At 69.1% G+C, this 26,088-nt stretch carries 23 protein-coding genes and 1 pseudogene; 16 read left to right on the top strand and 8 right to left on the bottom strand.

The features are described from left to right. From MKK58_RS12145 to MKK58_RS12130, 4 genes and pseudogenes are all read left to right on the top strand, one after another. The coding region (locus tag MKK58_RS12145; RefSeq protein ID WP_243912292.1) for a TonB-dependent siderophore receptor at window positions 1-1,672 on the top strand (1,672 nt) is incomplete at its 5' end. After that, the gene (locus MKK58_RS12140) at window positions 1,672-2,853 is read left to right on the top strand and encodes a DUF1624 domain-containing protein (RefSeq protein ID WP_243912291.1); all 1,182 of its coding nucleotides are present in this window, start codon (window positions 1,672-1,674) and stop codon (window positions 2,851-2,853) included. The genes MKK58_RS12145 and MKK58_RS12140, both read left to right, overlap by 1 nt. 412 nt (window positions 2,854-3,265) lie before the next feature. Beyond that, window positions 3,266-3,751, top strand: a complete 486-nt coding sequence (locus MKK58_RS12135; RefSeq protein WP_243912290.1) for a response regulator — start codon at window positions 3,266-3,268, stop codon at window positions 3,749-3,751. A gap of 84 nt (window positions 3,752-3,835) precedes the next feature. Beyond that, window positions 3,836-3,970: pseudogene (locus MKK58_RS12130) on the top strand (transposase); the annotation flags it as partial. A 38-nt stretch (window positions 3,971-4,008) separates the two neighbouring features. Here the strand turns inward: MKK58_RS12130 and gyrB are convergent. Together gyrB and MKK58_RS12120 are read right to left on the bottom strand one after the other, a co-directional pair. After that, entirely contained in the window at window positions 4,009-6,456 is a 2,448-nt protein-coding gene (gene gyrB / locus MKK58_RS12125) for a DNA topoisomerase (ATP-hydrolyzing) subunit B (protein WP_243912289.1), read from the bottom strand. A gap of 220 nt (window positions 6,457-6,676) precedes the next feature. Then, window positions 6,677-7,321: an MBL fold metallo-hydrolase gene (locus MKK58_RS12120; RefSeq protein ID WP_238279518.1), complete on the bottom strand. Its 645-nt coding sequence runs from the start codon at window positions 7,319-7,321 to the stop codon at window positions 6,677-6,679. A 202-nt stretch (window positions 7,322-7,523) separates the two neighbouring features. On the opposite strand from MKK58_RS12120, the gene MKK58_RS12115 reads away from it, so the two are divergent. Beyond that, window positions 7,524-9,158 carry an ABC1 kinase family protein gene (locus MKK58_RS12115; RefSeq protein ID WP_243912288.1) on the top strand — a complete coding sequence of 545 codons (1,635 nt, stop codon included), beginning with the start codon at window positions 7,524-7,526 and terminating at the stop codon, window positions 9,156-9,158. Between the two features lie 15 nt (window positions 9,159-9,173). On the opposite strand, the gene MKK58_RS12110 is transcribed toward MKK58_RS12115, so the two are convergent. Then, on the bottom strand, window positions 9,174-9,473 hold the full coding sequence (locus MKK58_RS12110) for a HigA family addiction module antitoxin (protein ID WP_243912287.1): 300 nt from the start codon (window positions 9,471-9,473) through the stop codon (window positions 9,174-9,176). Between the two features lie 92 nt (window positions 9,474-9,565). Between MKK58_RS12110 and MKK58_RS12105 the strand changes: the two genes are divergently transcribed. Further along, window positions 9,566-9,874 (top strand): DUF3892 domain-containing protein, encoded by a 309-nt coding sequence (locus MKK58_RS12105; protein ID WP_243912286.1) that lies wholly within the window; start codon window positions 9,566-9,568, stop codon window positions 9,872-9,874. A 99-nt stretch (window positions 9,875-9,973) separates the two neighbouring features. Here MKK58_RS12105 and MKK58_RS12100 read toward each other — a convergent pair whose 3' ends face one another. The 3 genes from MKK58_RS12100 to MKK58_RS12090 form a co-directional block, all read right to left on the bottom strand. Next, window positions 9,974-10,624 (bottom strand): NADAR family protein, encoded by a 651-nt coding sequence (locus MKK58_RS12100; RefSeq protein WP_243912285.1) that lies wholly within the window; start codon window positions 10,622-10,624, stop codon window positions 9,974-9,976. A gap of 4 nt (window positions 10,625-10,628) precedes the next feature. Further along, the gene (locus MKK58_RS12095) at window positions 10,629-11,609 is read right to left on the bottom strand and encodes a hypothetical protein (protein WP_243912284.1); all 981 of its coding nucleotides are present in this window, start codon (window positions 11,607-11,609) and stop codon (window positions 10,629-10,631) included. A gap of 231 nt (window positions 11,610-11,840) precedes the next feature. Beyond that, complete coding sequence (locus MKK58_RS12090; protein ID WP_243912283.1) at window positions 11,841-13,508, bottom strand: alpha-amylase family protein; 1,668 nt, start codon at window positions 13,506-13,508, stop codon at window positions 11,841-11,843. Between the two features lie 204 nt (window positions 13,509-13,712). Here MKK58_RS12090 and MKK58_RS12085 point away from each other — a divergent pair, with 204 nt between their 5' ends. The 3 genes from MKK58_RS12085 (at window position 13,713) to MKK58_RS12075 (ending at window position 18,782) form a co-directional block, all read left to right on the top strand. Beyond that, a complete protein-coding gene (locus MKK58_RS12085; RefSeq protein WP_243912282.1) occupies window positions 13,713-16,724 on the top strand; it encodes a penicillin-binding protein 1A in 3,012 nt (1,003 codons plus the stop codon). Between the two features lie 104 nt (window positions 16,725-16,828). After that, the gene (locus tag MKK58_RS12080; protein ID WP_409565235.1) at window positions 16,829-17,902 is read left to right on the top strand and encodes a hypothetical protein; all 1,074 of its coding nucleotides are present in this window, start codon (window positions 16,829-16,831) and stop codon (window positions 17,900-17,902) included. Between the two features lie 115 nt (window positions 17,903-18,017). Beyond that, window positions 18,018-18,782 carry an SH3 domain-containing protein gene (locus tag MKK58_RS12075; RefSeq protein ID WP_243912281.1) on the top strand — a complete coding sequence of 255 codons (765 nt, stop codon included), beginning with the start codon at window positions 18,018-18,020 and terminating at the stop codon, window positions 18,780-18,782. A gap of 78 nt (window positions 18,783-18,860) precedes the next feature. On the opposite strand, the gene MKK58_RS12070 is transcribed toward MKK58_RS12075, so the two are convergent. Then, complete coding sequence (locus MKK58_RS12070) at window positions 18,861-19,076, bottom strand: hypothetical protein (RefSeq protein WP_243912280.1); 216 nt, start codon at window positions 19,074-19,076, stop codon at window positions 18,861-18,863. A gap of 225 nt (window positions 19,077-19,301) precedes the next feature. Here MKK58_RS12070 and MKK58_RS12065 point away from each other — a divergent pair, with 225 nt between their 5' ends. The 3 genes from MKK58_RS12065 (at window position 19,302) to MKK58_RS12055 (ending at window position 22,663) form a co-directional block, all read left to right on the top strand. After that, window positions 19,302-19,550 (top strand): hypothetical protein, encoded by a 249-nt coding sequence (locus tag MKK58_RS12065; RefSeq protein WP_243912279.1) that lies wholly within the window; start codon window positions 19,302-19,304, stop codon window positions 19,548-19,550. A 233-nt stretch (window positions 19,551-19,783) separates the two neighbouring features. Next, window positions 19,784-20,611, top strand: a complete 828-nt coding sequence (locus MKK58_RS12060; RefSeq protein ID WP_243912278.1) for a Crp/Fnr family transcriptional regulator — start codon at window positions 19,784-19,786, stop codon at window positions 20,609-20,611. A 78-nt stretch (window positions 20,612-20,689) separates the two neighbouring features. Then, window positions 20,690-22,663 (top strand): HWE histidine kinase domain-containing protein, encoded by a 1,974-nt coding sequence (locus MKK58_RS12055; protein WP_243912277.1) that lies wholly within the window; start codon window positions 20,690-20,692, stop codon window positions 22,661-22,663. Here the strand turns inward: MKK58_RS12055 and MKK58_RS12050 are convergent, their stop codons facing one another. Beyond that, window positions 22,664-23,653, bottom strand: a complete 990-nt coding sequence (locus MKK58_RS12050) for an AraC family transcriptional regulator (RefSeq protein WP_243912276.1) — start codon at window positions 23,651-23,653, stop codon at window positions 22,664-22,666. A 176-nt stretch (window positions 23,654-23,829) separates the two neighbouring features. On the opposite strand from MKK58_RS12050, the gene MKK58_RS12045 reads away from it, so the two are divergent. From MKK58_RS12045 to MKK58_RS12030, 4 genes are all read left to right on the top strand, one after another. Next, window positions 23,830-24,396 (top strand): DUF2380 domain-containing protein, encoded by a 567-nt coding sequence (locus MKK58_RS12045; protein ID WP_243912275.1) that lies wholly within the window; start codon window positions 23,830-23,832, stop codon window positions 24,394-24,396. 70 nt (window positions 24,397-24,466) lie between these two features. Continuing rightward, a complete protein-coding gene (locus MKK58_RS12040) occupies window positions 24,467-25,258 on the top strand; it encodes a heme ABC transporter permease (RefSeq protein ID WP_243912274.1) in 792 nt (263 codons plus the stop codon). 61 nt (window positions 25,259-25,319) lie between these two features. Then, window positions 25,320-25,469: a heme exporter protein CcmD gene (gene ccmD / locus MKK58_RS12035; protein WP_373320918.1), complete on the top strand. Its 150-nt coding sequence runs from the start codon at window positions 25,320-25,322 to the stop codon at window positions 25,467-25,469. Further along, window positions 25,466-26,065, top strand: a complete 600-nt coding sequence (locus MKK58_RS12030; protein ID WP_243912273.1) for a DsbE family thiol:disulfide interchange protein — start codon at window positions 25,466-25,468, stop codon at window positions 26,063-26,065. Before ccmD ends, MKK58_RS12030 begins: the two co-directional genes overlap by 4 nt. The last annotated feature ends 23 nt before the right edge of the window (window positions 26,066-26,088 follow it).

The following is a 26,088-nucleotide window of genomic DNA, read 5'->3' as shown; positions in this document are numbered from 1 at the left end:
CATCGAAGTCCTGAAGGGTCCGGCCGGTGCCCTCTACGGACGCAGCGATCCGGGCGGGAGCGTCAACATCCTGACGAAGCAGCCCGTCGCCCGGCCCTTCGTCGAGATGGGCACCCTGTTCGGCAGCTTCGGCACCGCCCGAACCACGGTCGATGCCGGCGGAGCGCTGAGCGAGGACGGCAGCGTCCTCTACCGCTTCAACGGCGTGCTCGCCCGGCAGGACAGTTTTCGCGATTACGTCGACGGCGACCGTGTCCTCGTCGCACCCGTGGTGAGCTGGCAGGTCACGCCCGACACCAAGATCACGTTCGAGGCGCAGTACCTGCGCAACCGCCAGACCTTCGACCGCGGCACGGTGGCGGTGAACAACCGCCTCGGCCTCGTCCCGCGCTCGCGCTTCTTCGGCGAGCCCGGCGACGATTCCGTGTCCGAGAGCGCGCTGCTGCAGGTCCGCCTGGAGCACGCCTTCAACACCGACTGGCATCTGCGGGTTGCCACTCACCTCAACACCGGAAGCCTCACCGGCCTGCAGACCGGCGTGACCGGAATCCTCGACGATGGCCGCACGTTCCTGCGCGAGTTCCGCCGGCACGACTTCACCTGGGGCGTCGCCATCGGCCAAGCCGAACTCGTCGGGCGCTTCGACACCGGGCCCATCGCCCACACCCTCCTGCTCGGCCTGGAGCACGAGCGCTATAACAGCACCGAGAATCTCCTGCGCTCGACCCCGCGCCTCGACCCCTTCGCCATCGATCTGTTCAACCCGATCTACGGGCAGGCCAAGCCGCCCTTCACGCGCCGCTACAGCGCAAGCGAGAACGTCGGCAACACGGCGGTCTATCTCCAGGACCAGATCGCCCTCAGCCCCGAGTGGAAGCTGCTGATCGGCAACCGGACCGACTTCTACAACCAGACCTTCCGGGACAAGGTCGCGGGCGAGCGGACCGAGCAGGATCGCACCGGGTTCTCGCCACGGGCCGGCCTCGTCTACCAGCCGCTGTCGTTCCTGGCGCTCTACGGCAACGTCGCCGCCTCGTTCCGACCCAACACCGGCTTCGACAGCGCGTCGCGGCCCTTCGCGCCCGAGACCGGGTTCGCCTACGAGGTGGGCGCCAAGCTCGACCTGTTCGACGGCTTGAGCGTGACGGCGGCCGCGTTCCACATCGAGAAGCAGAACGTGCTCACCACCGACCCGGCGGACTTCTTCTTCCAGATCGCCGCCGGGGCCGTGCGCAGCCAGGGCTTCGACGTCAGCCTCGTCGGGCAGGTCACGCCGGAATTCCGGGTGATCGGCGGCTACGCCTTCATCGACGCGGCGGTCACCCGCGACGAAGTCCTTCGGGTGGGTTCGCCGCTCCTCAACATCCCGCGTCACAGCGGCTCCCTCCTCGGAATCTACGAGGTCCAGGCCGGCGACTGGAAGGGCTTTGGCATCGGCGGCGGGTTTCGGGCGGTCGGCTCGCGCCTCGGCGACAGCGGCAACGAGCGCTTCCGCCTGCCGGGCTACGTCCTGACCGACGCGCTGGTCTACTATCGCTACGAGAACCTGCGCTTCGGGATCAACGTCGACAACATTTTCGACGAGACCTACTACGAGCGCTCCTACAACAGCTTCTGGGTCGGGGTCGGCGAACCGCGTCGGGTCACCGTCAGCATGACGGCACGGTTCTGATGGGCGTGCACGACGGAGTACCGGAGGCGTCGGCCTCCGCACCGGCCGTCTCCGGCCGCATCGCCTCGATCGATGCCCTGCGCGGGCTGGTGATGGTGCTGATGCTCCTCGATCACCTGCGCGAGACCTGGTTCCTCCACGTTCCCGTGGCCGACCCTGTCGACGCCCGGACCACCCTGCCGGCCGTGGCCCTGGCCCGTCTCGCCGTCAGCCTGTGCGCGCCGATCTTCATCGCGTTGACCGGCGTGGCTGCGTACCTGTTCGGCACCCGGCACTCGCTGGCGGAGACGCGGGCCTACCTGCTAAAGCGTGGGCTCGTGCTGATGGCTCTGGAGGTCCTCTACCTGTCGGAATTGTACTGGGGCGTGGCCAGTCCGACGCTCTGGCTGCAGGTGATCTGGTGCATCGGCGTCTGCATAATCGTGCTCGCGGCCCTGATCGGCCTGCCACGTCCGGTCCTGTTCGCGGTCGGATTGCTGATCGTCTGCGGACACAACCTCCTCGACCCGATCCACCTCCAGCCCGACCAACCGTTCTTCCCGGTCTGGGCGATGCTGCACCAGCGCGACGTCATCGCGCTGCCGTTCTGGTTGATCGCAAAGACGACCTATCCGGTGCTGCCTTGGATCGGCGTGATCGTGCTCGGCTACGCAATCGGTCCCTGGTTCCTGCCGAGCGTCGCGGTGCGCACCCGCGAGCGCCGGTTCATGGCCCTGGGCTTCACGATGCTCGGCGCCTTCGTATTGCTGCGGTTGGCGAACGGCTATGGCGACAAGCCCTGGTTCGTGGTCGAGGGCGATGCGTTTCGGACCACGCTGAGCTTCCTCGCGCTGACGAAGTATCCTCCCTCGCTGCTGTTCCTGCTGCTGACGCTCGGCATCGGGGCGCTGCTCCTCGTTGCGCTGGAGCGGACGCGCGACGCATCGGCCGTCGCGGCCCTGGCGGTGTTCGGCGGAGCGCCCATGTTCTTCTATCTGCTGCACCTGACGGTACTGAGGTTGCTGTACCATGGCTCTGCCGCCGTCTGGGGGCCGACGCAGGGCAGCGTGTTCGGCGTAGCGAGTTATGGCTGGATACTGGCTTGGTACGTCGGGCTGATCGTACCGCTCTACTGGCCTACGGCCTGGTTCTCACGTTTTAAGGCATCCCGGCGCGATATCGCTTGCCTCAGGTATCTTTAGCTCTGTGAACGGAAATGGAGAGGGTCGTCGCAGCCCGCGTCCTCTTCGGGCTTGATAACACCGGGACGACCCGTTTCGCGCAAGTGCGCACTCGGTGGTCGGTCATGTCTCCAGAAGGGTGGCGTGGGAACGTGTGGATTCCGAAACCGCTCAGCCCGAGCGACCGCGTTCGAACGTCGATCGCTCCTCGGTGTCCAGCGGGGATGGGTCGGGAGCCGCAGGTCCGTCCCACGGCCAGGTCGGGAAAGAAGGGCCTCACCAGCGCCCGCCCCTCGGTTCCCCGTGTGCCACCACCATGAAACATCGCGCCGAGCGGACAATCGGCGCATAAGGAAACATCACTGGCTTCGGTCCCGGCCGCCAGTGCCTGAGAGCAGCATGCGCTCCCGCCCCGATCATGCGGAGCCCGTCTGTGACTGACAGCAAGCCCATCGCCATCCTCATCGCCGAGGCCGACCAACTCGTGCGGATGGTCACAGCCGACATGCTGTCGGATCTCGGTTACGAGACCATCGAGGTCGGCACCGCCGCCGAGGCAGTGGCGGTGCTCCAAGGACCAGCCACCGTGCGCATGCTGATCACGGGGCGCGGCATCGTGGGCGGTGGTGTGGCCCTCGCCCACCTCGTTCACCACCGTTGGCCTGATGTCGGCATCATCGTCACTTCGGGAGCGACCGCTGAGATTCTAGGCGAGTTGCCGCCGGGTACGCGCTTGCTCAGCAAGCCGTACAGGTTCGCGGATCTCGTCCAACAGGTGGAGGCCGGCGTCGCACGGGTGCGTGACGAGCCCTCGAACGCCCCCGTGCTGCCGAGCAGCGTACCGCCCCATAGGGGATTGGACCTGGGCCACGGCGTTGGCGCCATAGCCGCTGCCTCGACCGAGCCGGACAAGACGTGATCCCCGCCTCCAGTGTGACCCTGACCCAGCAAACTGGACCACGCCGAGCGCAAGTTTTTTGGGCATCCTGAACTCTGCAGGAGGGTGGATGCCAAGCCTCGCAAACGCTTCACGAACGAACAGATCGCTTTTGCCCTGCGGCAGGCGGAGAACGGTGCGACGGTGGACGAGGACTGCCGAAAGATGGGCGTGTCCGAGCCGACCTTTTACCGTCGGAAGTCTCTCAGCATTTCATCGACTGTCCAATCTTGGAGCGATCAAACGTCGAGGTTGGCGACGCTGAGGGCGTTGTCCTGGATGAACTCGCGCCGCGGCTCCACCACGTCGCCCATCAGCTTCACGAACAGGTCGTCGGCGTCCTGGGTGTCCTTGACCTTGACCTGGAGGAGCGAACGCACGTCGCGATCGAGGGTGGTTTCCCAGAGCTGCTGCGCCGTCATCTCGCCGAGGCCCTTGTAGCGCTGGAGCTGCAGGCCCTTGCGGCCGAAGGCCATCACCGCCTCGAACAGGCCGACGGGACCGTGCAGGACCGTCTCGTCGCCCTTGCGCGCGTAGGTGACGGGCTCGTGGTAGATCTCGCGCAGGGCCTCGGCCCGGTCGGCGAGGCGGCGGGCCTCCTGCGAGGCCAGCAGCGCGGCGTCGAGGGTCGCCACTTGGCGCACGCCACGCAGGGTGCGGCTGAGGACATAGCCCCCCTCCGACACCGAGCCCTCCCAGCCGCGCTCGATGTCGTCGGCGATCCGGTCCATGCGCCGGGCGGACCCCTCGGCCAGCACCTCGGCTTCGGCCTGGTTCTCGTCGACGTTGACCCGGAAGGCGCCGGCGATCAGCGCCTGCTCCACCACGGCGCGGTCGTAGCGGGTGTGGAGTGCCTGCATCAGGCCGCGGAACTGGCGCGCCTCCTCGACGAGGGCCTTCAGCTGCGGGCCGCCGAACTCGGTGCCGGAGGCGAGGCGCAGCACGGCTCCCTCGACGCCCGCGTCGATGAGGTAGTCCTCGAGCGCGCGCTCGTCCTTGAGGTAGAGTTCGCGCTTGCCCTTGGCAGCTTTGTAGAGGGGCGGCTGGGCGATGTAGAGGTGCCCGCGCTCGATCACCTCCGGCATCTGCCGATAGAAGAAGGTGAGCAGCAGGGTGCGGATGTGCGAGCCGTCCACATCCGCGTCGGTCATGATGATGATGCGGTGATAGCGCAGCTTCTCGGGGTTGAAGCCTTCGCGGTCCGTGGACGAGCGGCCGATGCCGGCCCCCAGTGCCGTGATCAGGGTGCCGATCTGGTCCGACGACAGCATCCGGTCGGCGCGCACCCGCTCGACGTTGAGGATCTTGCCCCGCAGCGGAAGAACCGCTTGAAACGTTCTGTCGCGACCCTGCTTGGCCGAGCCGCCGGCGGAATCTCCCTCGACCAGCAGGATCTCGCATTTGGACGGGTCGCGCTCCTGGCAGTCGGCGAGCTTGCCCGGCAGCGAGGCGATGTCGAGGACGCCCTTGCGCGTCACCGTCTCGCGGGCCTTGCGGGCCGCCTCGCGGGCCGAGGCCGCCAGGATCACCTTGCCCATGACGGATTTCGCCTGGGTCGGGTTCTCCTCGAGCCAGTTCGAGAGGCCCTCGTTGAGGACGTTCTCCACCGCCGGGCGCACGGCGGCCGTGACGAGCTTGTCCTTCGTCTGCGACGAGAAGCTGGGCTCGGGCACCTGCACCGAGATCACCGCCGTGAGCCCTTCGCGGCAATCCTCGCCCGTGAGCGTCACCTTCTCGCGCTTGGCGATGCCGGAGGATTCGGCGTAGCCGGTGACCTGACGGGTCAGCGCCGCGCGAAAGCCCGCCAGGTGGGTGCCGCCCTCGCGCTGCGGAATGTTGTTGGTGAACGGCAGCACGGTCTCGTTGAACGAGTCGTTCCACCACAGGGCCACCTCGACGCGGATGCCGTCGCGCTCCGAGCGGACCATGATGGGCTTGGCCACGCCGTCGATGGGTTTGCGCGAGCGGTCGAGGTAGCGCACGAACGCCTCGACGCCGCCCTCGTAGTAGAGTTCCTCGCGCTTGTGCTCGGCATGGCGCGCGTCGGTCAGCACGATCCGCACGCCGGAATTGAGGAAGGCGAGCTCGCGCAGGCGCTTTTCCAGGGTGGCGTAGTCGAACTCGATGCTCGTGAAGGTCTCGGTGGAAGCGAGGAACGACACCTCGGTGCCTCGCCTCCCATTGCCCTCGCCCACCACCACGAGGGGCGAGACCGAATCGCCGTGGCGGAACTCCATGGCGTGCTCCATGCCGTTTCGCCAGATGCGCAGGCGCAGCCATTGCGACAGGGCGTTGACCACGGAGACGCCGACGCCGTGCAGGCCGCCGGAGACCTTGTAGGAGTTCTGGTCGAACTTACCCCCGGCGTGGAGCTGGGTCATGATGACCTCGGCCGCCGAGATGCCCTCCTCCTTGTGGATGTCGGTGGGAATGCCGCGCCCGTTGTCCGAAACCGTGACCGAGCCGTCGGCGTTGAGGGTCACGGAGACGAGGTCCGCGTGGCCCGCGAGCGCCTCGTCGATGGCGTTGTCCACCACCTCGTAGACCATGTGGTGCAGGCCCGAGCCGTCGTCGGTATTGCCGATATACATGCCGGGGCGCTTGCGCACGGCGTCGAGCCCCTTGAGGACCCGGATGGATTCCGCGCCGTAGGCATCGGCCGCGAGTTTGTGGGAGCTGTCGGACATGAACTTCCTCGGGCAGGCGGGCTCTCGGGCTGGGCTCGTCGGCCCAGGCCGGACCCCCGCGCGCCTGCGTTTCTTCTATCGGCGCAATATAGGCGTTTCGCATTGAGAATGCATCGTTTCCGGGTCCGTACGGGCCCGGAAACGTTGCATGATGCGCGCGCCGCTTTAATCAAAGGTCAAGGGCGCCCGGCCGGCCCGCCGGGGACGGGCCCGGCGCATCTCAATCCTGCAGGAACGGGTTGGTCAGGCGCTCCTCGCCCAGCGTGCTGGTCGGACCGTGGCCGGGGATGAAGGCCACGTCGTCTCCGAGCGGCAGCACCCGGTCCTTGATCGCCCGGATCAGCTGCTCGTGGCTGCCGCCGGGCAGGTCCGTGCGGCCGACCGAGCCCTTGAACACCACGTCGCCCACCAGGGCGAACCGCGCGTCGCGGCTCATGAACACCACGCTGCCGGGGGAGTGGCCGGGGGCGTGCAGGATGTCGAAGGCCAGGCCCCCCACCTCGACCACGTCGCCGTCCGCGAGCCAGCGGTCCGGCGTCACCGCGCGCGCACCGTCGAGGCCGTAATTGGCGCCCGTTTCCGGCAAACTGTCGAGAAGGTAGCGGTCGGCCTCGTGCGGACCTTCGATCGGCACGCCGAGCCGGTCCCGCAATTCGGCCGCGCCGCCCGCATGGTCGATGTGCCCGTGGGTGAGCAGGATCTTCTCGATGGTGATGCCCTGACCGGCGATCGCCGCCTCGATGCGCTCCAGGTCGCCGCCCGGATCGACCACGGCGCCGACCTTGGTCTCGTCCGACCAGATCAGGGTGCAGTTCTGCTGGAAGGGGGTCACCGGAACAATTCCGGCGCGGGGCGTGCCTGGCATCGGGGGTCTCGCGGGGATGGCGCCGCGGCGGCGCGGGATGCCGTCTGTCTAGCCCGAGATCGGTGCGGGGGCGAATCCGCCGCGTCCCCGGCGGCGTCATGGTCAAACTTCGGCCTCGCCAGGGGACTAGCGGAGCCTTAACCACCATTCGGCCGTCCGTCGCGGACGGCCTCCCCTCCCCCGCCCCGGGTCTCGCGCGCACATGCTGAAAACCGCCTTCGTCGCCGCACGGGACCGGCAGCGCCTCGGGGAGATCGCGTCCGTCCTCATCGGCTTCGGCGTGACCAAGGTGGTCGAGCGCCTCGGCCTCGCCCAGGTGGCGCGGCTGGCCAAGCGCCGGACGCCGCAGGTGGACATCGCCCGCCTGTCGCAGCCCCAGCGAGTGCGGCGCGCCATCGAGACGCTCGGGCCGACCTTCGTCAAGCTCGGCCAGATCCTGGCGAGCCGGCCCGACCTCCTCACCCCGGAATGGACCGAGGAGCTGGAGAAGCTCCACAGCCAGGTCTCGCCGATCCCCTGGGAGCGCATCCGGCCGCAGCTGGAGGAGGATCTCGGCGGCCCGGCCTCGGAGATCTTCGCCGAGTTCGACACCACGCCGCTGGCGGCCGCCTCCATCGCGCAGGTCTACCGCGCCCGCCTCCTCACCGGCGAGGAGGTGGTGGTGAAGGTGCTGCGTCCGGGCCTGCGCAAGACCATCGAGGCGGACCTGCGCCTGATGGGCCACGCCACCCGCATCGTCGTGGACGAGTGGCCGGAATTCGGGCGCTACCAGCCCCAGGAACAGATGCGCCACCTCGCCAGCGGCCTCTACGGCGAGCTCGACCTCATCAACGAGGCCCGCAACTGCGAGACCATCGCGGCGATCTTCGCCGACCGCGAGGACATCGTGGTGCCCAAGATCCACTGGGAATGGACCTCCGAGCGCGTGCTCGTGCAGGAATTCGTACACGGCATCCCGCCCAACGACCATGCCCGCCTGGATGCGGCCGGCTACGACAAGGTGCTGCTCGCCCAGAAGGGCACCGACGCCTTCCTGCAGATGGCGCTCATCGAGGGCGTGTTCCACGCCGATCCGCATCCCGGCAACATGCTGATCATGCCGGGCAACCGGATCGGCTTCATCGATTTCGGCATCATCGGGCGCCTGTCTCAGCGTCGGCGCACGCAACTCCTGATGCTGATCGGCGCCATGCTCAAGGAGGATTCCGACGGGCTGATGGCGGTGCTCCTGGACTGGAGCGGCTCGAGCAACCCGGACCTGACCAAGCTCGAGGCCTCCTCCCAGGCCTTCGTGGCGCGCCACACCGGCGCATCGCTGGATTTCGGCGCGCTGCTGACCGACTTCATGACCATGGCGCGCGAGAACGATCTCGCCATGCCCACCGATCTCGCCATCCTGTTCAAGGGACTGGTGACGGCCGACGGCGTGATGCGCCAGCTCGATCCCGGCTTCGACCTGTTCTCCGCCGCCGGCCCGACCGTGAGGCGCAAGCTCGCCTCGCAATTCTCGATCAAGGGGCTGACCCGCAAGGTCGAGGCGGTGGGCGCGGGCCTGTTCGGCGCGGCCTCCGAGCTGCCGACCCTGATCCACCTCATGCTGGTGCGCCTGAAGCAGGGCCGGGTCACCGTGGAGATCGAGCTCAAGGGCATCGAGAAGCTTACCCGCGGCATCGAGCGCGCCGCCGCCCGCATCGCCGTGGCGCTCATCGTGGCCGCCTTCGCGACGCAGCTCGCCCCCCGTTTCATGGACCTCGGCACCCCGGCTTTCATCACGGTGGGCGCGGTCGTCTGCGTGATCGGGATCGGCTGGCTGGTCCTGCTCGGGCGCAACAAGTAGCGGGTCGGGCGAGCCTCAGGACGTCGTGGCGGGTTCGGCCGCGCGGGGGCGGACGGAGGAATAATCCACCGTCGCCCGCGCCGCCGACAGGTCGTGGGCGTTCTGGAGGTTGAGCCAGAATTGCGGCGCGGTCCCGAAGCGGACGCCGAGCCGGATCGCCGTGTCGGCGGTGATGCCGCGCCGCCCCCGGATGATCTCGGAGACCCGGTTGGGCGGCACGCCGATCTCCGCCGCGACCTGCCGGGCCAAGAGGGCGAGGGGCGCCAGGTATTCTTCCGCGAGGATCTCGCCGGGATGGGTGCGGATGCGGGCCATGGCCGATCTCCTGTGCGGTCCGCCGACTTTATCCCCGGCTCGACCGTCGTTAAAGATTTCTATGAGGTTTTATTTTTCGCGGCTGAAATTACGTGAAGTTTGTAGTCTCGGCGGGCTGCCAACGGAAGGACGCGGACACCAGGGCTGATCGTGCGGTCAGGAAGACCGGAAAGAACCGGCAGGGCGACATCACGGCGTTGTGCAACGACGGCGACCCATGGTCCCCACGCCGGAAGCAGGACGCCATCAACGACATCGAGTCCGGGCTGCACACCTATCACGTTCCCTGGACCAACGGACGGACCGAGATCCGGGGCGTCCAGGGTGCGACGGGAAAGTACCTGCGCACGGATCGAGATCAGACCACCCGGAACAACCTGGACGATCTTCCGGATTGCTAATCCGGTTCGGGGTTGGGGCGTGAACGCCGCGACGGCCCTGCTGGAGGCAGGACCGCCGTCCCGAGGGATGCGCATCGCATGCCTGCGGGAGATCTCGCGTTAGGACGAGGCCCACAGGTGCAAGGTCTCGGTCCTGGCCTGGGCGGGCTTGCGTCGCTCCCCGGCCCTCGACGTCTCGGCTGCCACCAGCGGGATTTCATGGCCCAGCAAGGTGAAATCCTGAAGTTTCAGCGGCGCGACTTCCTTCAGGCTATCCGGCTCCTGCCTTAGCTTCTCCCGCAACTCCATGAGGAGCCGCCCCAGGACGTTCCTGCCATGAAAGTTGCCATCGGCATCCCTGATCGCACCCCAGAAATCATCTTTTCGAGAATCCTCGACAATCGCTCTCCCGCCCGTTGCGAGGATAAGGTCTCCGAAGCTTGTCCAGTTCTGCGCCAGTTTCACCCGAAGACACCACTTCATGACAGGCACGCGCAGATCGTCCCAATGCTCACGACTGTCGTTTCGATAGGGTTTCGAGCGCATCTTCGCTGTCATCGGGCTGACCTGCTCCACGATGAGCCTCTGGACCTCCGGCCGATGCGGAAACCTGCACGCTTGATAGAGAGCTTCCGAGGTCCGCAACGATACGCCGGCGATCCAAAGGGGAAAGCCGGGCGCCATGTTCGACAGCCCACCGAACGCCTCGCCTGTCTTACGAAAGGCGACGACCTCGTCGGCGCGGTACATCCTCGGGTCGGGTTCGGCCATCACGTCAGTTCGTCAACCTGGGGAAGAGAGGGTACCACGGATCGCCAGCCCACAGAACCAAGGGTGCGTTGTTCGGGCAGTTCCGAAATGTGACGAACAGGGTCCCGAAGCCCGTTGTCCGCATCGTCGTGTTGCCCAATGGCTTCTGGTGCACATTGAGGTAGGGACACATCGCACGGATCGCGACGCCCTGTCTGAGAAATTCTTGCTCCAGGAGCTCCCTTCCCTGGATCGAGGAGAAGAATTGTTTGGGGCCTAAACTGTCTCCCGTGCGCCAAGTCTGATCTTTACCGAGTGATTCGATGTAAGCCGGCACGGCAGGATCGTTTCCGGGGCCGGTCGGTCGCAGGACATCAGAATTGTTGCACTGAAAGAGGCCGTCTTCGATTTTAAGTTGGTAAGCCCAGCGTAACGTTATGTTTTTGCGCGAGGCGGGAATTGCTGCGTCTAGTTTCTGCCTCGTGAAATAAGTGCCCTGCGTGTGCAGGGCAACGAGCGCGACGAGAAGCTGTGCTTCCTGCGGCGCCGCCTCCTTGATCCAATTGTCCAGATCGGTGCCGAGCCGTCCCCCGGAGAAAAGTCTGTCGTCGAGGTAAAGAAACCTGGTCCCCTGACCGCATTCGGCGATCGATATCCCGCATTCCTCCTGCAGCATCGCATCGAACAGAGCCAACAATTCGGTCTGCGATCGGCCGCGCGGTTGGATGTCCAAAAAATTCACCTGACGCCAGAACGACCTTGGGTCGCCCTTCGTCCATCGTCTGTGGTTGATGAGGCGCGTGAGGAAGCTCTTCACAGCCGCCTGGGAGACGTACGTCTTTCCCAGGACATACTCCATCTCCGCAAGGATCGGTTGCTGGCGGTCGTGTGGAAACTGGTTGATCCATCGTTCGACATGGGCGGGCGTAGGTGATGGCAACGCACCCGCACGGTAGTCTCGTGTGATCGCTGCGATCGATTGCAGCAGCCTGGCCCGCTCGGGCATCGACTTCTCCCGTCATTTCAGCGTCGGGTCTCACCGCCCAACCTCATGATCGGGTATTTCTACTTCAAGTTGTATGGCTTGGCAATCGCTTAAGTTGCGGGTTGAAGATGTTGTCCTTGCAAAGGCGTCATCGCTCGCCGGCGCCCTCCACTGTCAGGCTCACCCAGTCCCCCGCGCCCGGCGCGGTCAAAAGGCCCTCGCGGGCCGCGCCCGTCGGACGGATCGGCCGGCTCACCCCACCCGCCGCTTCAACGGCGCGTCTAGGCCGCCGACGCGGAACCAGTGGTAGCCGTAGCGCTCCATCATCAGGCAATGGCGGCCGTCGGCGTCCGCCTCGCAGCGGCGGCCGGTGAGGAGGTCCACGAGGGTGCGGCCCTCCGGCCCCCCGATTTCGGCGGAGAGTTCGACCTCCATCGGCGTGCCCGCGAGGTTGTGCACGCAGAGCACGGAGTTGCCCTCCCAGTCGTAGCGGATCGCCAGGATCGCCGGCGAGGCCGTCTCGATCACGGAAAAGTCGCCCCAACCGATCTCCGGCACCTCCTTGCGAGTGCGGATCACGCTCTCCATCCAGTTGAGCAGCGAACCACGGTCGTGGCGCTGGGCCGCCACGCTGACGTGGTCGAAGCCGTAAGGACCGCTGTCGATCACCGGCAGGGTCGGGGTCTCGCACTTGGTGAAGCCGCCCTGCGCCTCGGGGCTCCACTGCATCGTCGTGCGGGCGCATTCGCGCTCCTTGAGCGCGAGGTCGTCGCCCATGCCGATCTCGTCGCCGTAGCGCAGCACCGGCGTGCCCGGCAGGGTGAACATCAGCGAATAGGCGAGCTCGATGCGCTGCTGGTCGCCGCCGAGCATCGGGGCGAGGCGGCGCCGGATGCCCCGGTCGTAGAGCTGCATCCCCTTCTCGGGCCCGAAGGCCGAAAACACCGCCTGGCGCTGGGTCTCGGTGAGGCGCCCGAGGTCGAGCTCGTCGTGGTTGCGCAGGAACACCGCCCACTGGGCGGAATCGGGCCGGTTCCAGGTCTTGCGCATGGCCTTGGCGAGGGGGCGTCCGTCCCCCGCCGCGAGGCCGTAGAACAGGGCCTGGTTGACTTGGAAGTTGAACAGCATGTGGAGCCGGTCGGCGTCGTCGCCGAAATAGTCCAGGTCCTTCTTGGGCAGGATGTTGGCTTCGCCGAGGATGATGGCGTCGCCCTGGCGCCATTGCAGGAACTCGCGGAAGTCCCGCAGCATGTCGAACTGCTCGTCGGGCTCGCCCGTGACCTCCGGCCCCTTCTTGGCGATGACGAAGGGCACCGCGTCCATGCGGAAGCCCGAGACGCCGAGCTGGATCCAGAAACCCATGATCTTCTGGATCTCGGCCCGCACCGCCGGATGGGCGGTGTTGAGGTCGGGCTGGAACGGCATGAAGCGGTGGAAGTAGTAGGCCCCCGCCTTGGCGTCCCGGGTCCAGGTGGTGGTCTGCACGCCGGGGAACACCATGCCCTCGTCGGCGTGCGGCGGCTTGGTCTTCGACCAGACGTACCAGTCCCGGTGGGGCGAATCCGGGTCCGAGCGCGCGGACTGGAACCAGGGGTGCTGGTCCGAGGTGTGGTTGACCACGAGGTCGATCAGGACGCGCAGGCCCCGCTGCTTGGCGGCGTGGGTGAAGGCGACGAAGTCGCCGAGCGAGCCGTAATCCGGGTCGACGCCGTAATAGTCGGAGATGTCGTAGCCGCCGTCGCGCTTGGGCGAGGGCTGGAACGGCATCAGCCAGATCGCCGTGATGCCGATGCCCTGCAGGTAGTCGAGCCGGCGCTCCAGCCCGGCGAAATCACCGATGCCGTCGCCGTTGCCGTCGAGGAAGGTCCGGACCGACAGGCAGTAGACGACGGCGTTCTTGTACCAGAGGTCCTTGATCATGCGGGCGTCTCCGGAGGCGGCCGCCCCGGGCCATAACGCGGGCCCGCGAGAAAGCGTTGCCGCTGGGGCATGCCCCAAGCGTGGCCGCATCGTCCTTAAATCAGCCGCCTTGTGCAGCGCATCTGCCACGCTCCGGCACGCGGTCTCGGCTATGACCGTGCGGCCCCTCCGCGCCACGACCCTTCCTCCGGTATCCCGGCCCGCATGAACATCATCCTGATCAAGCTGTTCGCCACGGCGCTGACGCTCAGCCAGGTCACGACGCGGCCGGACGCGGTGAAGACGCAGTTCGATCCGGTGACGGACCGGGCCCAGGTGGTGCAGATCCTGCGCGACGGCTGCGCCCACATGCGCAAGGCCTTCGACATCGAGGACATCAACCTCGACGAGCTGATCTCGACCGCCATGGAAGATCCGAGCGCGGTGGCGGGCGCCAGCGCCCCGAAGATCCTGCACGGCCTCGACATCGGCGAGTTGAACGTCAGCTACCGCCAGTTCTGCAAGGGCGAGAACCCGAAGGACTCGCCCTTCGACGCGGGCGAGGTCATCGCCTTCTTCAACAAGGCGGTGGCCGACCTGCCCTCGGCCGAGGCCCTGAAGGAGCGCAAGCTCCCGGGCGCCAGCCTCATCCTCGACGGCGCGGGCAAACGCTACGCGGAAGCCTTCGAGGCCAATGGCCGGCGCCTCAGCGTGCCCATCGCCGAGGTTCCGGCGATGGTCCAAAAGGCCTTCGTGGCGGCCGAGGACAAGCGCTTCGAGACCCACAAGGGCATCGACGAGCGCGGCGTGATCCGCGCCTTCATCGGCAACCTCGCCTCCCCGGGCCGGCCGGCGGGCGGCTCCACCATCACCCAGCAGGTGGTCAAGAACCTCTCGGTGGGCGACGACGTCACCTACGAGCGCAAGATCCGCGAGATGATCGTGGCCTCCCGCCTGGAGCACATCCTGCCGAAGGCCGGTATCCTCGAACTCTACCTCAACGGCATCTATCTCGGCCGCGGCGCCTACGGCATCGAGATGGCGGCGCGCAGCTACTTCGGCAAATCGGTGGGCCAGCTCACCGTGCCGGAGGCGGCGCTGCTGGCCGGCATGCCCAAGGGCCCGAACTTCTACAGCCCCGACAAGTACCCCGACCGGGCGCGCGAGCGCCGGGCCTACGTGCTGGCGCGCATGAAGGAGGAGGGCGTGATCACCGAGGCGCAGCTCGGCGAGGCGGCCAACGCGCCGCTGGGCCTCAAGCCCCTCGACGCGACCCGGCGGGATGCCGGGTTCTACTTCGTCGACCACCTGGCCCGGGAGGTGCGCACCTTCGCGGGGGTCGACTCGCTCACGGCCGCCAGCCACGTGGTGCGCTCCACGATCAATGCCGGCCTGCAGACCGCCACCGAGACGGCCCTGCAGGAGGGCCTCGCCACCTATGAGCGCTCCACCGGCCGCGCCCGCTACGAGGGGCCGGAACTCAACATCGCCGACGCGGTGCACAAGCTCGAAGGCGCGGCTCCGGCCGTCGAGGCCTCGCCGCTGGGCGTGCCGCTCCTCGTCGGCGACTCCCCGAAGCCCGTCCCGGCCCCGAAGACGAAGGCCGAGCGAAAGGCCGCGGCGGCCGCCGAGAAGGCGGCGCCCAAGATCGAGCGCCCGAAACCGGCCTGGCAGCGGGCGCTGGAGACCGCGCGGCCCGTGCTCTACGACGTGCACTGGCCCCTCGCGGTGGTGCTGGATGCGGGACGCGGCGGCACCCCGAAGGTCGGCCTCGCCGACGGCCGCACCGCCAGCCTGGAGCCCGGCCCCGCGCGCGGAAAACTCCAGCCCTACGACGTGGTGCGGGTGAAGCTGCGCGACCCGAACGCGCGCAATCCGCGCACCGACCTGCGCGTGCGCCCGGGCGTCCAGGGCGCCGCCCTGGTGCTGGAGAACCGCACGGGCCGCATCCTCGCCATGGCGGGGGGCTTCTCCTATCCGCTGAGCCAGCTCAACCGCGTCACCCAGACCGTGCGCCAGCCGGGCTCGACCCTGAAGCCGCTGACCTACCTCGCCGCCCTCAACGCAGGGCTCCAGCCCAACACCCTGGTGATGGATTCCGCCATCACCCTGCCGCCCATCGGCGGGGTCGGCGAGTCCTGGTCGCCGAAGAACTACGACGGCGGCGGTGCCGGGGCCACGACCCTGCGCCGCGGCCTCGAATTCTCGAAGAACCTCGTCACCGCCCGCCTGCTCCAGGGTGGCATCGCCGACAAGGCGCCGGCCAGCCTGCAGAAGGTCTGCGACCTCGCCCTGGAGGCGCAGATCTACGCCGAGTGCGAGCGCTACTACCCCTTCGTGCTCGGCGCGCAACCGGTGCGGATGGTGGATCTCGCGGCCTTCTACGCGGCGGTGGCCAACGAGGGCGCCCGGCCGGCGCCCTACGCCCTCGAATCGATCGAGCGCGACGGCAAGGCCCTCTATACCCGCGCGGCGCGAGCCCCGACCCGCATCGGCTCGGCCGACCGGGTGGCGTTCTACCAGTTGAAGACCATGCTGCAGGGCGTGACCAACCACGGCACGGCGGCCGCGCTCGCCCGGTTCTCGTCGTCGGTCGCCGGCAAGACCGGCACCTCCGAGAACGAGAACGACGCTTGGTTCGCCGGCTTCACCAACGAGATCACCATCGTGGTCTGGGTCGGCTACGACAACGCCGACGGCACCCGCCGGACCCTCGGGCGCGGACAGACCGGCGGCCACCTCGCCGTGCCCATCGCCGGCACCATCCTTCAGGCGGCCTGGGCCAACGGCGTGCCGCGCACGCCCCTCGCGCCCCCCACCCCGGAGGCGCGCCAGTTCCTCGCTGATGCGAGCATCGACCCGCGCAGCGGCGAGCGCGTGGAGGGCGGCGGCTTCCAGGAGCATTTCCGGGTCACGGACGGCCGCATGGCCGACACCCAGTACAAGCTGCTGCCCCGCGAGACCCGGACCGCCATGCGGCCCGATCCGGAGGACGGCGACCTCGGCGCGGACCCGGATTCCCCCGACCTCGCCGGCGGGGTCTACAACCGACGCGCCGGGCCCGATTCCGACCTGCTCGACCCGTTCGGCGAGCGGCGCGGCCGCCGGGCCCAAGCCGAGACCTATCAGCCGTGGCCCGGCACCCAGCGCTCGCCCTTCGGCGACGAGGAGGAGGTCCGCCCCCGCCCGCGCCGCCGCGATCCCGACTACCTCTTCGGCGACGACCCGCCCTACTGAGTGTCCCTCCCGAAACGCCCGCCGCGCCGCCGTGCGCGGAGTGTGAGCCGCCCGCGACCGGGCGTTCCGTGACGCGCCCCGCTCCTGACCCCCGAGGCCCCGACGTGCACAGCCAAGTTCCGGCCACCCTCCTCCTCGCCCTGGCTCTGACGGCGCAAGCCGGCCCGCGACCCGCCGACGCCCAGGAGGGCATGAAGCAGCAGCCCCCCGTGACCCCCGCCCTCTCGGAGCGGATCAAGGACGTGCCCGCCATCGAGGCGGCGAGCGTGGCGGGGCTGAAGCCCGGCACCATCCTGTTCACCGACCACCGCGACGATCCGGCCAAGCCCGAGAGCGGCCTCGTGCCCTACCTCGACTGGGGCAAGCTCCGCCCCGGCGAGCGCGCGGCGCTGGCGCCTCACCCGGCCTATACCGAGCCCGACTACGTGCAGACCCTGAACGGGGTCGCCAAGCGCCGGCACGAGACCCTCAAGGTCTACGTGGCGCAGGGGCGCTTCGTGGTGGCCAAGGCCCCGGAGCGCATCGATCTTTCCGCCTACGCCACCCTCGGCTTCGTGGCCAAGATGGACCCGGTGATCAAGCACAAGGCACTCAACCCCACCGATGCGACGCCGAACAAGGACCCGGCCGCCGCCTTCGCCAAGCGGCCGGACCGGCCCTGGTGCGAGGCCGGCACCACCTGCATCGAATCGCGCTACGACCTCGAGGGCAAGCTGCCGCTCGGCGTGAAGCTCGCCAACCGTCTGGAGGACGGGGCCACGAAGAAGATCGCCGAGTTCGTCGCGTTCCAGAGCGAGTTGCGCACCCTGCCCCCGGCGGAGATCGCCGCGCTCGGCAATCTCACGAAGATCGACACCCCGGTGACCGGCGGGCTGGAGCAGACGATCTTCTGGGTCAACCAGATCCTGCGCTTCGGCAAGTTCCTGGCGGTGTTCCAGCCCATGCCGGGCGATCCGACCAAGACCGTGGTGACCACCTACATGGCGCTCGCGATCAAGGCCGATGTCCTCGACCGCAAGCAGGAATACGCCCGCGTGCCGGTGCTCAAGAACCTGTTGCCGGCCCAGGTGCTGATGGGCAACTCGTCCTTCAACACCGGTACCTCGATCAGCGCCGGCCTGCCGACCTATGCCCGCAACCGGATGATCGCCTTCGCGGACGCGCTTGCGAAGAACTGAGGGAGCCACCGAAGCCCTTGAATATAACTTGAGGTTGTCTGATCATCGCTCTGGTTTAGTTGTGAGGGTGGTTATGGCGATCGTACGGGAAGACACGAAGGGCAAGATCAGGGACTTGCCGATCCATCCGACGCTGAAGGCGGTGCTGATCAAGGCCGCGGATGCGGCCGGCATCCAGATCGTTCGCGTGACCTCCGGCGGACAGTGCCCGAAGGGCACGTGTCGCAAGCGCACGGGATCGACGCGGCACGACGACGGCTATGCCGCCGACCTTCAGCTACTCGTCGACGGGCACCGGGCCCTCGATTTCACGAAGGCGAGCGATCGGTCCAGCGTGGCGGATTTCGTCACGGCCGCGGCCGCCCACGGGGCGACCGGCATTGGTGCGGGCGTCGATTACATGGGCTCGACGACGCTCCATGTCGGCTTCGGCACGTCGCCGCGGGATACGTCCCGACTGGTCTGGGGGGCCGGTGGCGCTTCCGCCAACGCGCCGGATTGGCTGCGTAAGGCCGCCCAGAAGGGGTGGCAATCATCAGCGCCCGCCCCGCGGGGACGCGCTGTCGCGGCGGAAATCGGTCAGTTTCGCGTGGTCGCGCGCGGCAGTCTCAAGCTTCGGGCGGGGCCGGGGCTCGACTTCCCGATCCTGAGCGCGATCGCGACCGGAACAGTGGTGACCGTGATGGCCTTCGACGGAAACCGCGAAGACTGGGCGCGCATCGACGTCGAGGGCGACGGGCTCGTCGACGGGCATGTCCACCGGTCATTCCTCCGGCCGCTCGCCCAACCGTCTGATCCGGATGATGGGGCGGACGGTCCAGGCGCGGAGGCCGGCGATCCGGATGAGGAGGCCGAGGAGCCGGAGGGCGCCGAAGCCTGACGGAACGAAGTCCGGCTCCCGCCGCCGCCGTGGCGGCGTGGGGCCGGGGTTTGAAAAGCCCGGGGCGTTCGGTTCGCCTCAGTTCCCGCGATTCGCGATCGAGGGCATCGAGGGCTGGGTGTACTGGCGGTTCACGTCGCGGCGGGTCTGGGTGCCGTTTGTATCGTTGGAGCGACGGTAGTTGCTGGTGTCGAAGGCGTCGGAGACGCCGCTGCGACCGCTCGGGCTGTCGCTGTTGCAGGCGCAGAGACCGCCGAGGAGGGCGGCGGCGAGGACGAGGGGGGCAAGGCGCATCGGCTGGTTTCCTGGTGTCGCGAGTGGACCCGTGGTGCTGCCGACGTCCTGCGCGCGTCAAGCGCAAGGCTAACGAATCGTCGCCGGTTCCTGGCGGAGTGATGTCACCGCGCCACGAATGCGCTCACCACCCTGGCAGGCAAGCGGCCTCAGGGGGCCGAAGATGTGGAATCCGACGGCCCGCAGGCTGGCGCTTTTGCGGCGAACACGCGACACATGGGGCCAATGAGCAACGTAGTCCCCTTCCTTCGACGCCCCTCCGCCCCGGCGGTCGTGGTCACCGACGTGGTGGCGGTCGCCGACGACCTCTTCGCGCTCCTGGAGCAGCTGGAGGCGGTGAGCGCCCGGGCCGCCGCGATGGGCCGCCCGGCCCGAGAGGTCGAGCGCACGGTCCAGAACCTCCTCGACGCGGTCACCGCCGTGGAGCGTGCCCTGGACTGCATCGGCGAGGGCGACGAGGCCGGGCAGGCTTGAGCCAGCCCTCGCTCTTCCGCCGAAGACATCCCGTCACCAAGACTTCCCATCAAAAGGACGGAATTGTCTCACTTATGTCTACTTGTAGACAGACGGCCGCGCGGGCGATGCGCTAGAGGCCGAAGAGACAGACGGTGAACGCGGCGCGCTCCATGGCTTCGGCCCAAGATTTGACGGACGATCCGGCTCGCGCTTCGATCTCCCCTGAAGGTTCGGATCCGGTGCGGGGTTCGATGTCGACCCGCAACACCGCCTCGTCCCGAATCATCCCCGTTCCGGGCAACCTCCTCCTCGACGGCCTGCGGCCCGAGGACCGGGCCCTGCTCGATCCCCACCTCGAATACGTCGTCTGCGAACGCGGCGAGACCCTGTTCGAGGTCGGTGCGTCCGTGAAGACGATCGCGTTTCCCTGCGACCAGACCGTGGTCAGCCTGATGGTGGTCATGCGCGACGGGCGCGGCGCCGAGACCGCCACCGTCGGTCGCGAGGGTGCCGTCGGGGGCATCGTCAGCAGTGGCTTCCTGCCGGCCTCGACCCATGCGGCGGTGCAGATCGGCGGCCCGGTCCTGCGCCTCGACGCGGGCCGTCTGCAGGATGCCAAGGCCCGCTCGCCGGCCCTGCGCAACCTCTTCACCCGTTACGCCGACTGCCTGCTGGCCCAGGTGCTGCAATCCGTGGCCTGCAACGCGCTGCACCCCATCGAGGCGCGCTGCCTGCGCTGGCTCCTGACCCTGCAGGACCGGATCGGGACCGAATCCCTGCCGGTGACGCAGGAACTGCTCGCCGCGATGCTCGGCGTCCAGCGCACCTACCTCACCCGCATCCTGCGCACCCTGAGCCGCCAGGGCCTGATCGAGGTCGGGCGCGGGCGCATCACCATGCGCAGCCGGCCCCAGGCGGAGGCGGCGGCCTGCGAGTGCCACGGGGTCGTCCGGCGCCACTACGAGGCGGTCCTCGGGGCGATCTACGGGGCCGACGGCCTGCTCCTCGCGGTCGAGCCGCCGTCCGGCCGGCCCGGCCCGCAGGATCCCCGGGTGCTGGCCACCCCCGAGCCCGCTTGAACGCCGACCCGCCCCGCCCGACCCCGAGACCGGACTTATCGACACCCGCCATGACGCCGCCTCCATGACGCCCCCTCCATGACGACGCCCGCCGCAGAGAGGCCGCCCGGCACGCCGCAGGACGGGTCCGGTCCGGATGCGAAGCCCGGCCGCCCCGGCGCCCCGGCCTGCGGCGAGATCGCCCCGGTGGAGGAGGTCCGACTCCCGCGCGCCGTCGAGGAGCGCTACCGCCTGGCCGCGCGGGCGACCAACGACGCGATCTGGGACTGGGACCTCGTCACCGGCACCGTGCTGCGGAACGGGGGCCTGACCACCGCCTACGGCTGGGCGCCCGACGCGATCGAGCCCACCGACGCCTGGTGGCGCGCCCGCCTCCATCCGGAGGACCGCGCCGGCGTCGAGGCCGGCCTCCACGGGGCGATCGCCGGCAGCGGCGACGCCTGGAGCCAGGAGTACCGCTTCCTGCGGGCCGACGGCACCTATGCCGACGTGCTCGACCGGGGCCACCTCGTTCGCGATGCCTCCGGCGTGGCCGTGCGGATGGTCGGCGCCATGCTCGACCTGACGGAGCGCAACCGGGCCGCCGCCCAGTTCCGGGCGGTGTTCCAGGGCGCCAATATCGGCATCGTCCAGTTCGATCCCCGCAGCGTGCGGGCCTTCGCGGTCAACGCCAAGCTGTGCGAGATCTGGGGCGCGCCGGAATCCGAGATCCTCGCCCATTCCCTCGCCCGCTGGACGCCCCCCGAGGACGATCCCGACCGGGAGGCCCTGCACGCGCGCCTGGCCTCCGGCGAGACCCTGCAACTGCGCCTTGAGAAGCGCTACCGGCGCCTGGACGGGCGCATCATCTGGGCCCGGGTCAACCTCGTCTCGCAGCGCCTGGGCAGCGACGTCCACGCCACCGCGATGATCGAGGACATCACCGAGGAGAAGCGCACCGATGCCCGCCGCGAGGCGCTGATCACCCTGAGCGACCGCCTGCGCGACCTGCACACCCATGCGGACGTGGTGGCGGCAGCGGCCGAGAGCCTGGGCCGCACCCTCGGCGTCGTCCGCGCGGGCTACGTCCAGGTCGATCCCGGCGGGCAGATCGCCTCGATCACCCCGGACTGGGTCGCCGAAGGGGCCGATGCGCCCGGCGCCGCGGGGCTGCCCGCCGCCGCGCGCTCGCCCCTGGCCGCCAGCGTCGGCCGCCTCACGCGCGGCGACGTCCTCAGCGTGCCCGACATCGCCGCCAACCCGGAGGGCGTCGACGATCCGGCGGCCTATGCGCGCCTCGGCCTGCGGGCGGTGATCAAGGTGCCGGTCCTGAGACGCGGCCGGCTCGTCGGCATCCTCTACGTCCTCGACCGCGTCCCCCGCGACTGGAGCGCGGGCGAGGTCACCTTCGCCCGCGAAGTGGCCGAGCGGGCCTGGGGTGGCCTGACCCGGATCGAGGCGGACGAGCAGCAGCGCATCCTGAATCGCGAACTCAGCCACCGGCTCAAGAACACCCTGGCGATGGTCCAGGCCATCGCCTCGCAGACCTTGCGCAACGTCACCGACATGGAGGCGGCCAAGGAAGCCCTGGCGGCCCGCCTCATCGCCCTGGGCAAGGCCCACGACATCCTACTCGCCGGCGTGCACGAGAGCGCCGATATGGAGGCCGTGATGCGCGGCGCCCTCTCGATCCACGACGACCGCCAGCCCGGGCGCTTCCACGTCGCCGGTCCCCCCATCGTCCTCGGCGCGAAGGCCGCACTGTCGCTGGCGCTGATGCTTCACGAACTGGCGACCAACGCGGTCAAGTACGGCGCCCTCTCGGTCCCCGACGGCCGCGTCTCCCTGGAATGGAGCCTCGTCCCGGAGCCCACAGGCCCGTCCGTCCGGGTGGTCTGGTCGGAAGCGAACGGCCCGCCCGTGGTGGCGCCCGCGCGCAAGGGCTTCGGCTCTCGGTTGATCGAGCGCGGGCTCGTCGGCGCCGTCGGCGGCACGATCCGTCTCGACTACGCCCCCACCGGCCTCGTCTGCCGCGTGGCGGCCCCCCTGGCCGGGTTCCAGGCGAACGGCTGATCAGGGCCGGACGCCCCGCCGCCAGGCGCTGGGCGGGCATCCGGTCCAGTCCTGGAAGGCCCGACTGAAATGCGCCGGGTCCGCGTAGCCGAGATCGAGGGCGATCTGTCCGATCGGACGATCCGTCGTCGCCAGCAGCCGCTTGGCCTCCTCCGTCCGGACCGAGGTCAGGCAGGACAGGAAGGTGGTTCCGTGGGCCTCGAAGCGGCGCTGGAGCGAGCGGCGCGACAGGCCGAGCCGTCGGCTCAGCCAGTCGATCGGCGGCCGGGCCTCGAGCAGGCCGAGGCGGATCAGGTGGCCGATGCAGAGGATGAAATCCGCCGGGTCGGGCACCGGAGCCGTGTCGCGCTGATCGCCCCCGGCGGTCGTGCTCGGGTTGGCGGCCGCGAGATGGCGGACATCGAAGGTGATTCCGGCTCCGCTGCGCAGGCTGAGGGTGCAGCCGAGGGCGGCCTCGATCGCGCCGCGGTCTGTCAGAATCGCGCCCGAGACACTGGCCTCCGCGGGGACGAAATCGGCGCCGAGGAAGCGGCGCAGGACGTCGAGGATGTAGCCGAGGGCGAGGATCTCGTTCTTCTGGCGCCCGACCGCGCTCGCGTCGGTCACCGCGTAGCTGACGTGCGCGCGCCCGTCCCGGACGGTGACCGCCATGGCGGTGGCGGTCTGGAGGTGCCGGACGATCAGCGCCGTGCCGAGATTGAGCGCGAGTCCGAGGCTTTCCGAGGCGCAGACCCTCATCCCGTAGGGCCCGAGACTCGCCACCCCGGCGCCGAGCGACAGGCGCGCCGGCAGGGCCGCGTCGCCGATCTCGCGCGCCGCGCTCTCCACGATCCGGAGTTGGTCGGAGAGCAGGATGAGCCGGTCGGGCTCCTCGATCAGTCGAAGGGGCAGGTCGGCGCGGGCGAACACCCGCGCCACCGACCCGCCACCGCGTTCGACGGCCTCCGCGACCGGCCCCATCGAGCGCGCCTTGGTCAAGCCGATCCGCATGACGACCACTCCCTTGGCCGGATGGTCCGTCCCCCGGGCAAGGCCCGTCCCTCCCGACAAGGCTCGATTCTCTGGCACCGAATGGCAAGACCGTGCCCACGTCCGACCGGCATGATCGTGCGGCCGGCGGGAAGCGCACCGGAGCGTGCGCGGCCGGCACAGGAGCGGACAGCGCCATGATTCCACCGATCGCCACGATTCCACCGATCGCCATCCTGCAGATCGCCCGCCATCGCCGCGTCCGCCCGGCCCTCCTGCTGGCCGCGCTCGTAGGATTCGCGGTCCCTACCCCCGCCCGAGCGCAGCCCGTCCCGGGGCCGGACCTCGTCGTCCTACCGATCCGCCTGCTCGACACCTCCGGTGAACCCCAGGATCAATCTGTCGCCCATGCCGAGCGCCTCGCCGCCATGGCACGGGACCTCGCGAGCCGGCTTGGGCATACGAGCCGGCTTGGCGTCGTCGAAATGTCCGCCGAGGCTCTCGCCAAGGCCTGCCCCGAGACCGACGCCGCCTGCATCCTGGCGCAGGCGCGCGCGACCGGAGCACGGCTTGCCTTCGTGGGCGTCGTCCACAAGAGCAGCACGCTGATCATGCAGATGTTCGCCCGGTTGGTGGACACCGCCTCCGGCGAGACCCGGATCGCGCGGGAACTCAACTTTCGCGGTGACAACGACGCGTCCTGGCAGCGGATGACGGCGTTCCTCGCCCGTGAGATCGCCGCGGCGGAGCGCACGCGGAACTGATCCGCTGCGGCGCCTTGCGCGCAGGCCCCGCATTGCCGCTGCACCGCACCCTGGGGTAGAGGGCGGGACCATGTGGACTCGTCTCGCCCATCCCGGCCACTTCCTGCGCTGGACGCAGCCCGTGATGCCCTGGCTCGCCGGGCTCTCGGGGCTGCTCTTGGCGGTCGGACTCTACCTGACCTGGTTCGTGGTGCCGCCCGACTACCAGCAGGGCGAGACCGTTCGGATCATGTACATCCACGTGCCGGCGGCCTGGCTCGGGGTGTTCTTCTACGGCTCCATGGCGATCTCGGCCCTCGGGACCCTGGTCTGGCGGCACCCCCTGGCCGACGTGGCGCAGCGCGCCGCCGCGCCGGTGGGGGCGGCCTTCACGCTGATCTGCCTCGTGACGGGGTCCCTCTGGGGCAAGCCGATGTGGGGCACCTACTGGGTCTGGGACGCGCGCCTGACCTCGATGCTGGTGCTGTTCCTGATCTACTGCGGCATCATCGCCCTGTGGCGGACCATCGAGGATCCCAACCGGGCCGCCCGCGCCATCGCGATCCTGACCCTGGTGGGCGCGGTGAACCTGCCCATCATCAAGTTCTCGGTGAACTGGTGGTCGACCCTGCACCAGCCCGCCTCGATCATGCGGATGGGCGGCTCGGCGATCGATCCGAGCATGCTCTATCCGCTCCTGGAGATGATCCTGGCCTTCACCGTGCTCGGCGTGACCCTGCACCTCGCCGGCATGCGCACCGAGATCCTGCGCCGCCGGGTTCGCACCCTGACCATCCGCGAGGCCGAGCGGCTCGACAGCGGCGCCGCCCCGGCCCAGGGCCGGTCGGCGGCGCCCCTCGGCCGGGCCGTTCCGGGCCTGTGAGACCGGCCGCGCGACCGCCGATGCTCTGCCCCCTCGCCCGATCCACGGGAGTCGCACCCTGATGCTCGGACCCCATGCCGGCTTCATCCTCGGCGCCTACGCCTTCACCGCCCTCGTCGTCGGCGGGCTGATCCTGCACGCCCTGCGCGACCACCGAGCCCAGGCGCGGGCCCTCGCCGCCCTGCAGGACGGCACGGGGGAGCGCCCGTGAGCGGACCCCTGACGGAGGCACCGGCCCCGGCCCGGCGCTCGCTTCTGCTCGTCCTGCCCCTCGTCACCTTCGCGCTGCTCGCGGGGATCTTCTTCCTGCGCCTGCGCTCGGGCGCCGACCCGGCGGCGATTCCTTCCGCGCTCATCGGCAAGCCCGCTCCGGCCTTCGCCCTGGCGGCGATGCCGGGGCTGAACGCCAACGGCGCCCCGGTGCCGGGGCTGAGCCGCGACGACCTCCTGGGCCGGGTCACGGTGGTGAACTTCTGGGCCTCCTGGTGCGCGCCTTGCCAGATCGAACACCCGCAGCTCATGCGGCTGGCACGCGAGCCGGGGGTGCGGCTGGTGGGCGTCGACTACAAGGACACGGCCGAGAACGGCCGCCGGTTCCTCACCCGCAACGGCGTGCCCTTCGCGGCGGTGGGGATGGATGTCGAGGGCCGCGTCGGCATCGATTTCGGGGTCTATGGCGTGCCCGAGACCTTCATCATCGGACCGGACGGCACCATCCGCGACAAGCTCGTCGGCATCGTCACGCCGGAGAACTACGCCGGCGTCCTCGACAAGATCCGCGCCGCCGGGACCCCGGCCGCGCGCTGAGCGCATTCCTGGGGGCAACCTTG

Origin of the sequence: Methylobacterium sp. J-078, from assembly GCF_022829285.1 — a bacterium.
Taxonomy (GTDB): domain Bacteria; phylum Pseudomonadota; class Alphaproteobacteria; order Rhizobiales; family Beijerinckiaceae; genus Methylobacterium.
The sequence above is the reverse complement of the archived record's forward strand: the minus strand, read 5'-3'. Positions and strand labels throughout refer to the sequence as shown.

Excerpts from the sequence above, each read along its gene's own strand:
- MKK58_RS12065 (WP_243912279.1), top strand. The coding sequence starts at position 19,302 with ATGAGCAACGTAGTCCCCTTCCTTCGACGCCCCTCCGCCCCGGCGGTC.
- MKK58_RS12055 (WP_243912277.1), top strand. The coding sequence starts at position 20,690 with ATGACGACGCCCGCCGCAGAGAGGCCGCCCGGCACGCCGCAGGACGGG.
- MKK58_RS12100 (WP_243912285.1), bottom strand. The coding sequence starts at position 10,624 with ATGGCCGAACCCGACCCGAGGATGTACCGCGCCGACGAGGTCGTCGCC.
- MKK58_RS12050 (WP_243912276.1), bottom strand. The coding sequence starts at position 23,653 with ATGCGGATCGGCTTGACCAAGGCGCGCTCGATGGGGCCGGTCGCGGAG.
- MKK58_RS12040 (WP_243912274.1), top strand. The coding sequence starts at position 24,467 with ATGTGGACTCGTCTCGCCCATCCCGGCCACTTCCTGCGCTGGACGCAG.
- MKK58_RS12120 (WP_238279518.1), bottom strand. The coding sequence starts at position 7,321 with ATGCCAGGCACGCCCCGCGCCGGAATTGTTCCGGTGACCCCCTTCCAG.
- MKK58_RS12060 (WP_243912278.1), top strand. The coding sequence starts at position 19,784 with ATGTCGACCCGCAACACCGCCTCGTCCCGAATCATCCCCGTTCCGGGC.
- MKK58_RS12115 (WP_243912288.1), top strand. The coding sequence starts at position 7,524 with ATGCTGAAAACCGCCTTCGTCGCCGCACGGGACCGGCAGCGCCTCGGG.
- MKK58_RS12045 (WP_243912275.1), top strand. The coding sequence starts at position 23,830 with ATGATTCCACCGATCGCCACGATTCCACCGATCGCCATCCTGCAGATC.
- MKK58_RS12095 (WP_243912284.1), bottom strand. The coding sequence starts at position 11,609 with ATGCCCGAGCGGGCCAGGCTGCTGCAATCGATCGCAGCGATCACACGA.
- ccmD (WP_373320918.1), top strand. The coding sequence starts at position 25,320 with ATGCTCGGACCCCATGCCGGCTTCATCCTCGGCGCCTACGCCTTCACC.
- MKK58_RS12110 (WP_243912287.1), bottom strand. The coding sequence starts at position 9,473 with ATGGCCCGCATCCGCACCCATCCCGGCGAGATCCTCGCGGAAGAATAC.
- gyrB (WP_243912289.1), bottom strand. The coding sequence starts at position 6,456 with ATGTCCGACAGCTCCCACAAACTCGCGGCCGATGCCTACGGCGCGGAA.
- MKK58_RS12085 (WP_243912282.1), top strand. The coding sequence starts at position 13,713 with ATGAACATCATCCTGATCAAGCTGTTCGCCACGGCGCTGACGCTCAGC.
- MKK58_RS12140 (WP_243912291.1), top strand. The coding sequence starts at position 1,672 with ATGGGCGTGCACGACGGAGTACCGGAGGCGTCGGCCTCCGCACCGGCC.
- MKK58_RS12090 (WP_243912283.1), bottom strand. The coding sequence starts at position 13,508 with ATGATCAAGGACCTCTGGTACAAGAACGCCGTCGTCTACTGCCTGTCG.
- MKK58_RS12070 (WP_243912280.1), bottom strand. The coding sequence starts at position 19,076 with ATGCGCCTTGCCCCCCTCGTCCTCGCCGCCGCCCTCCTCGGCGGTCTC.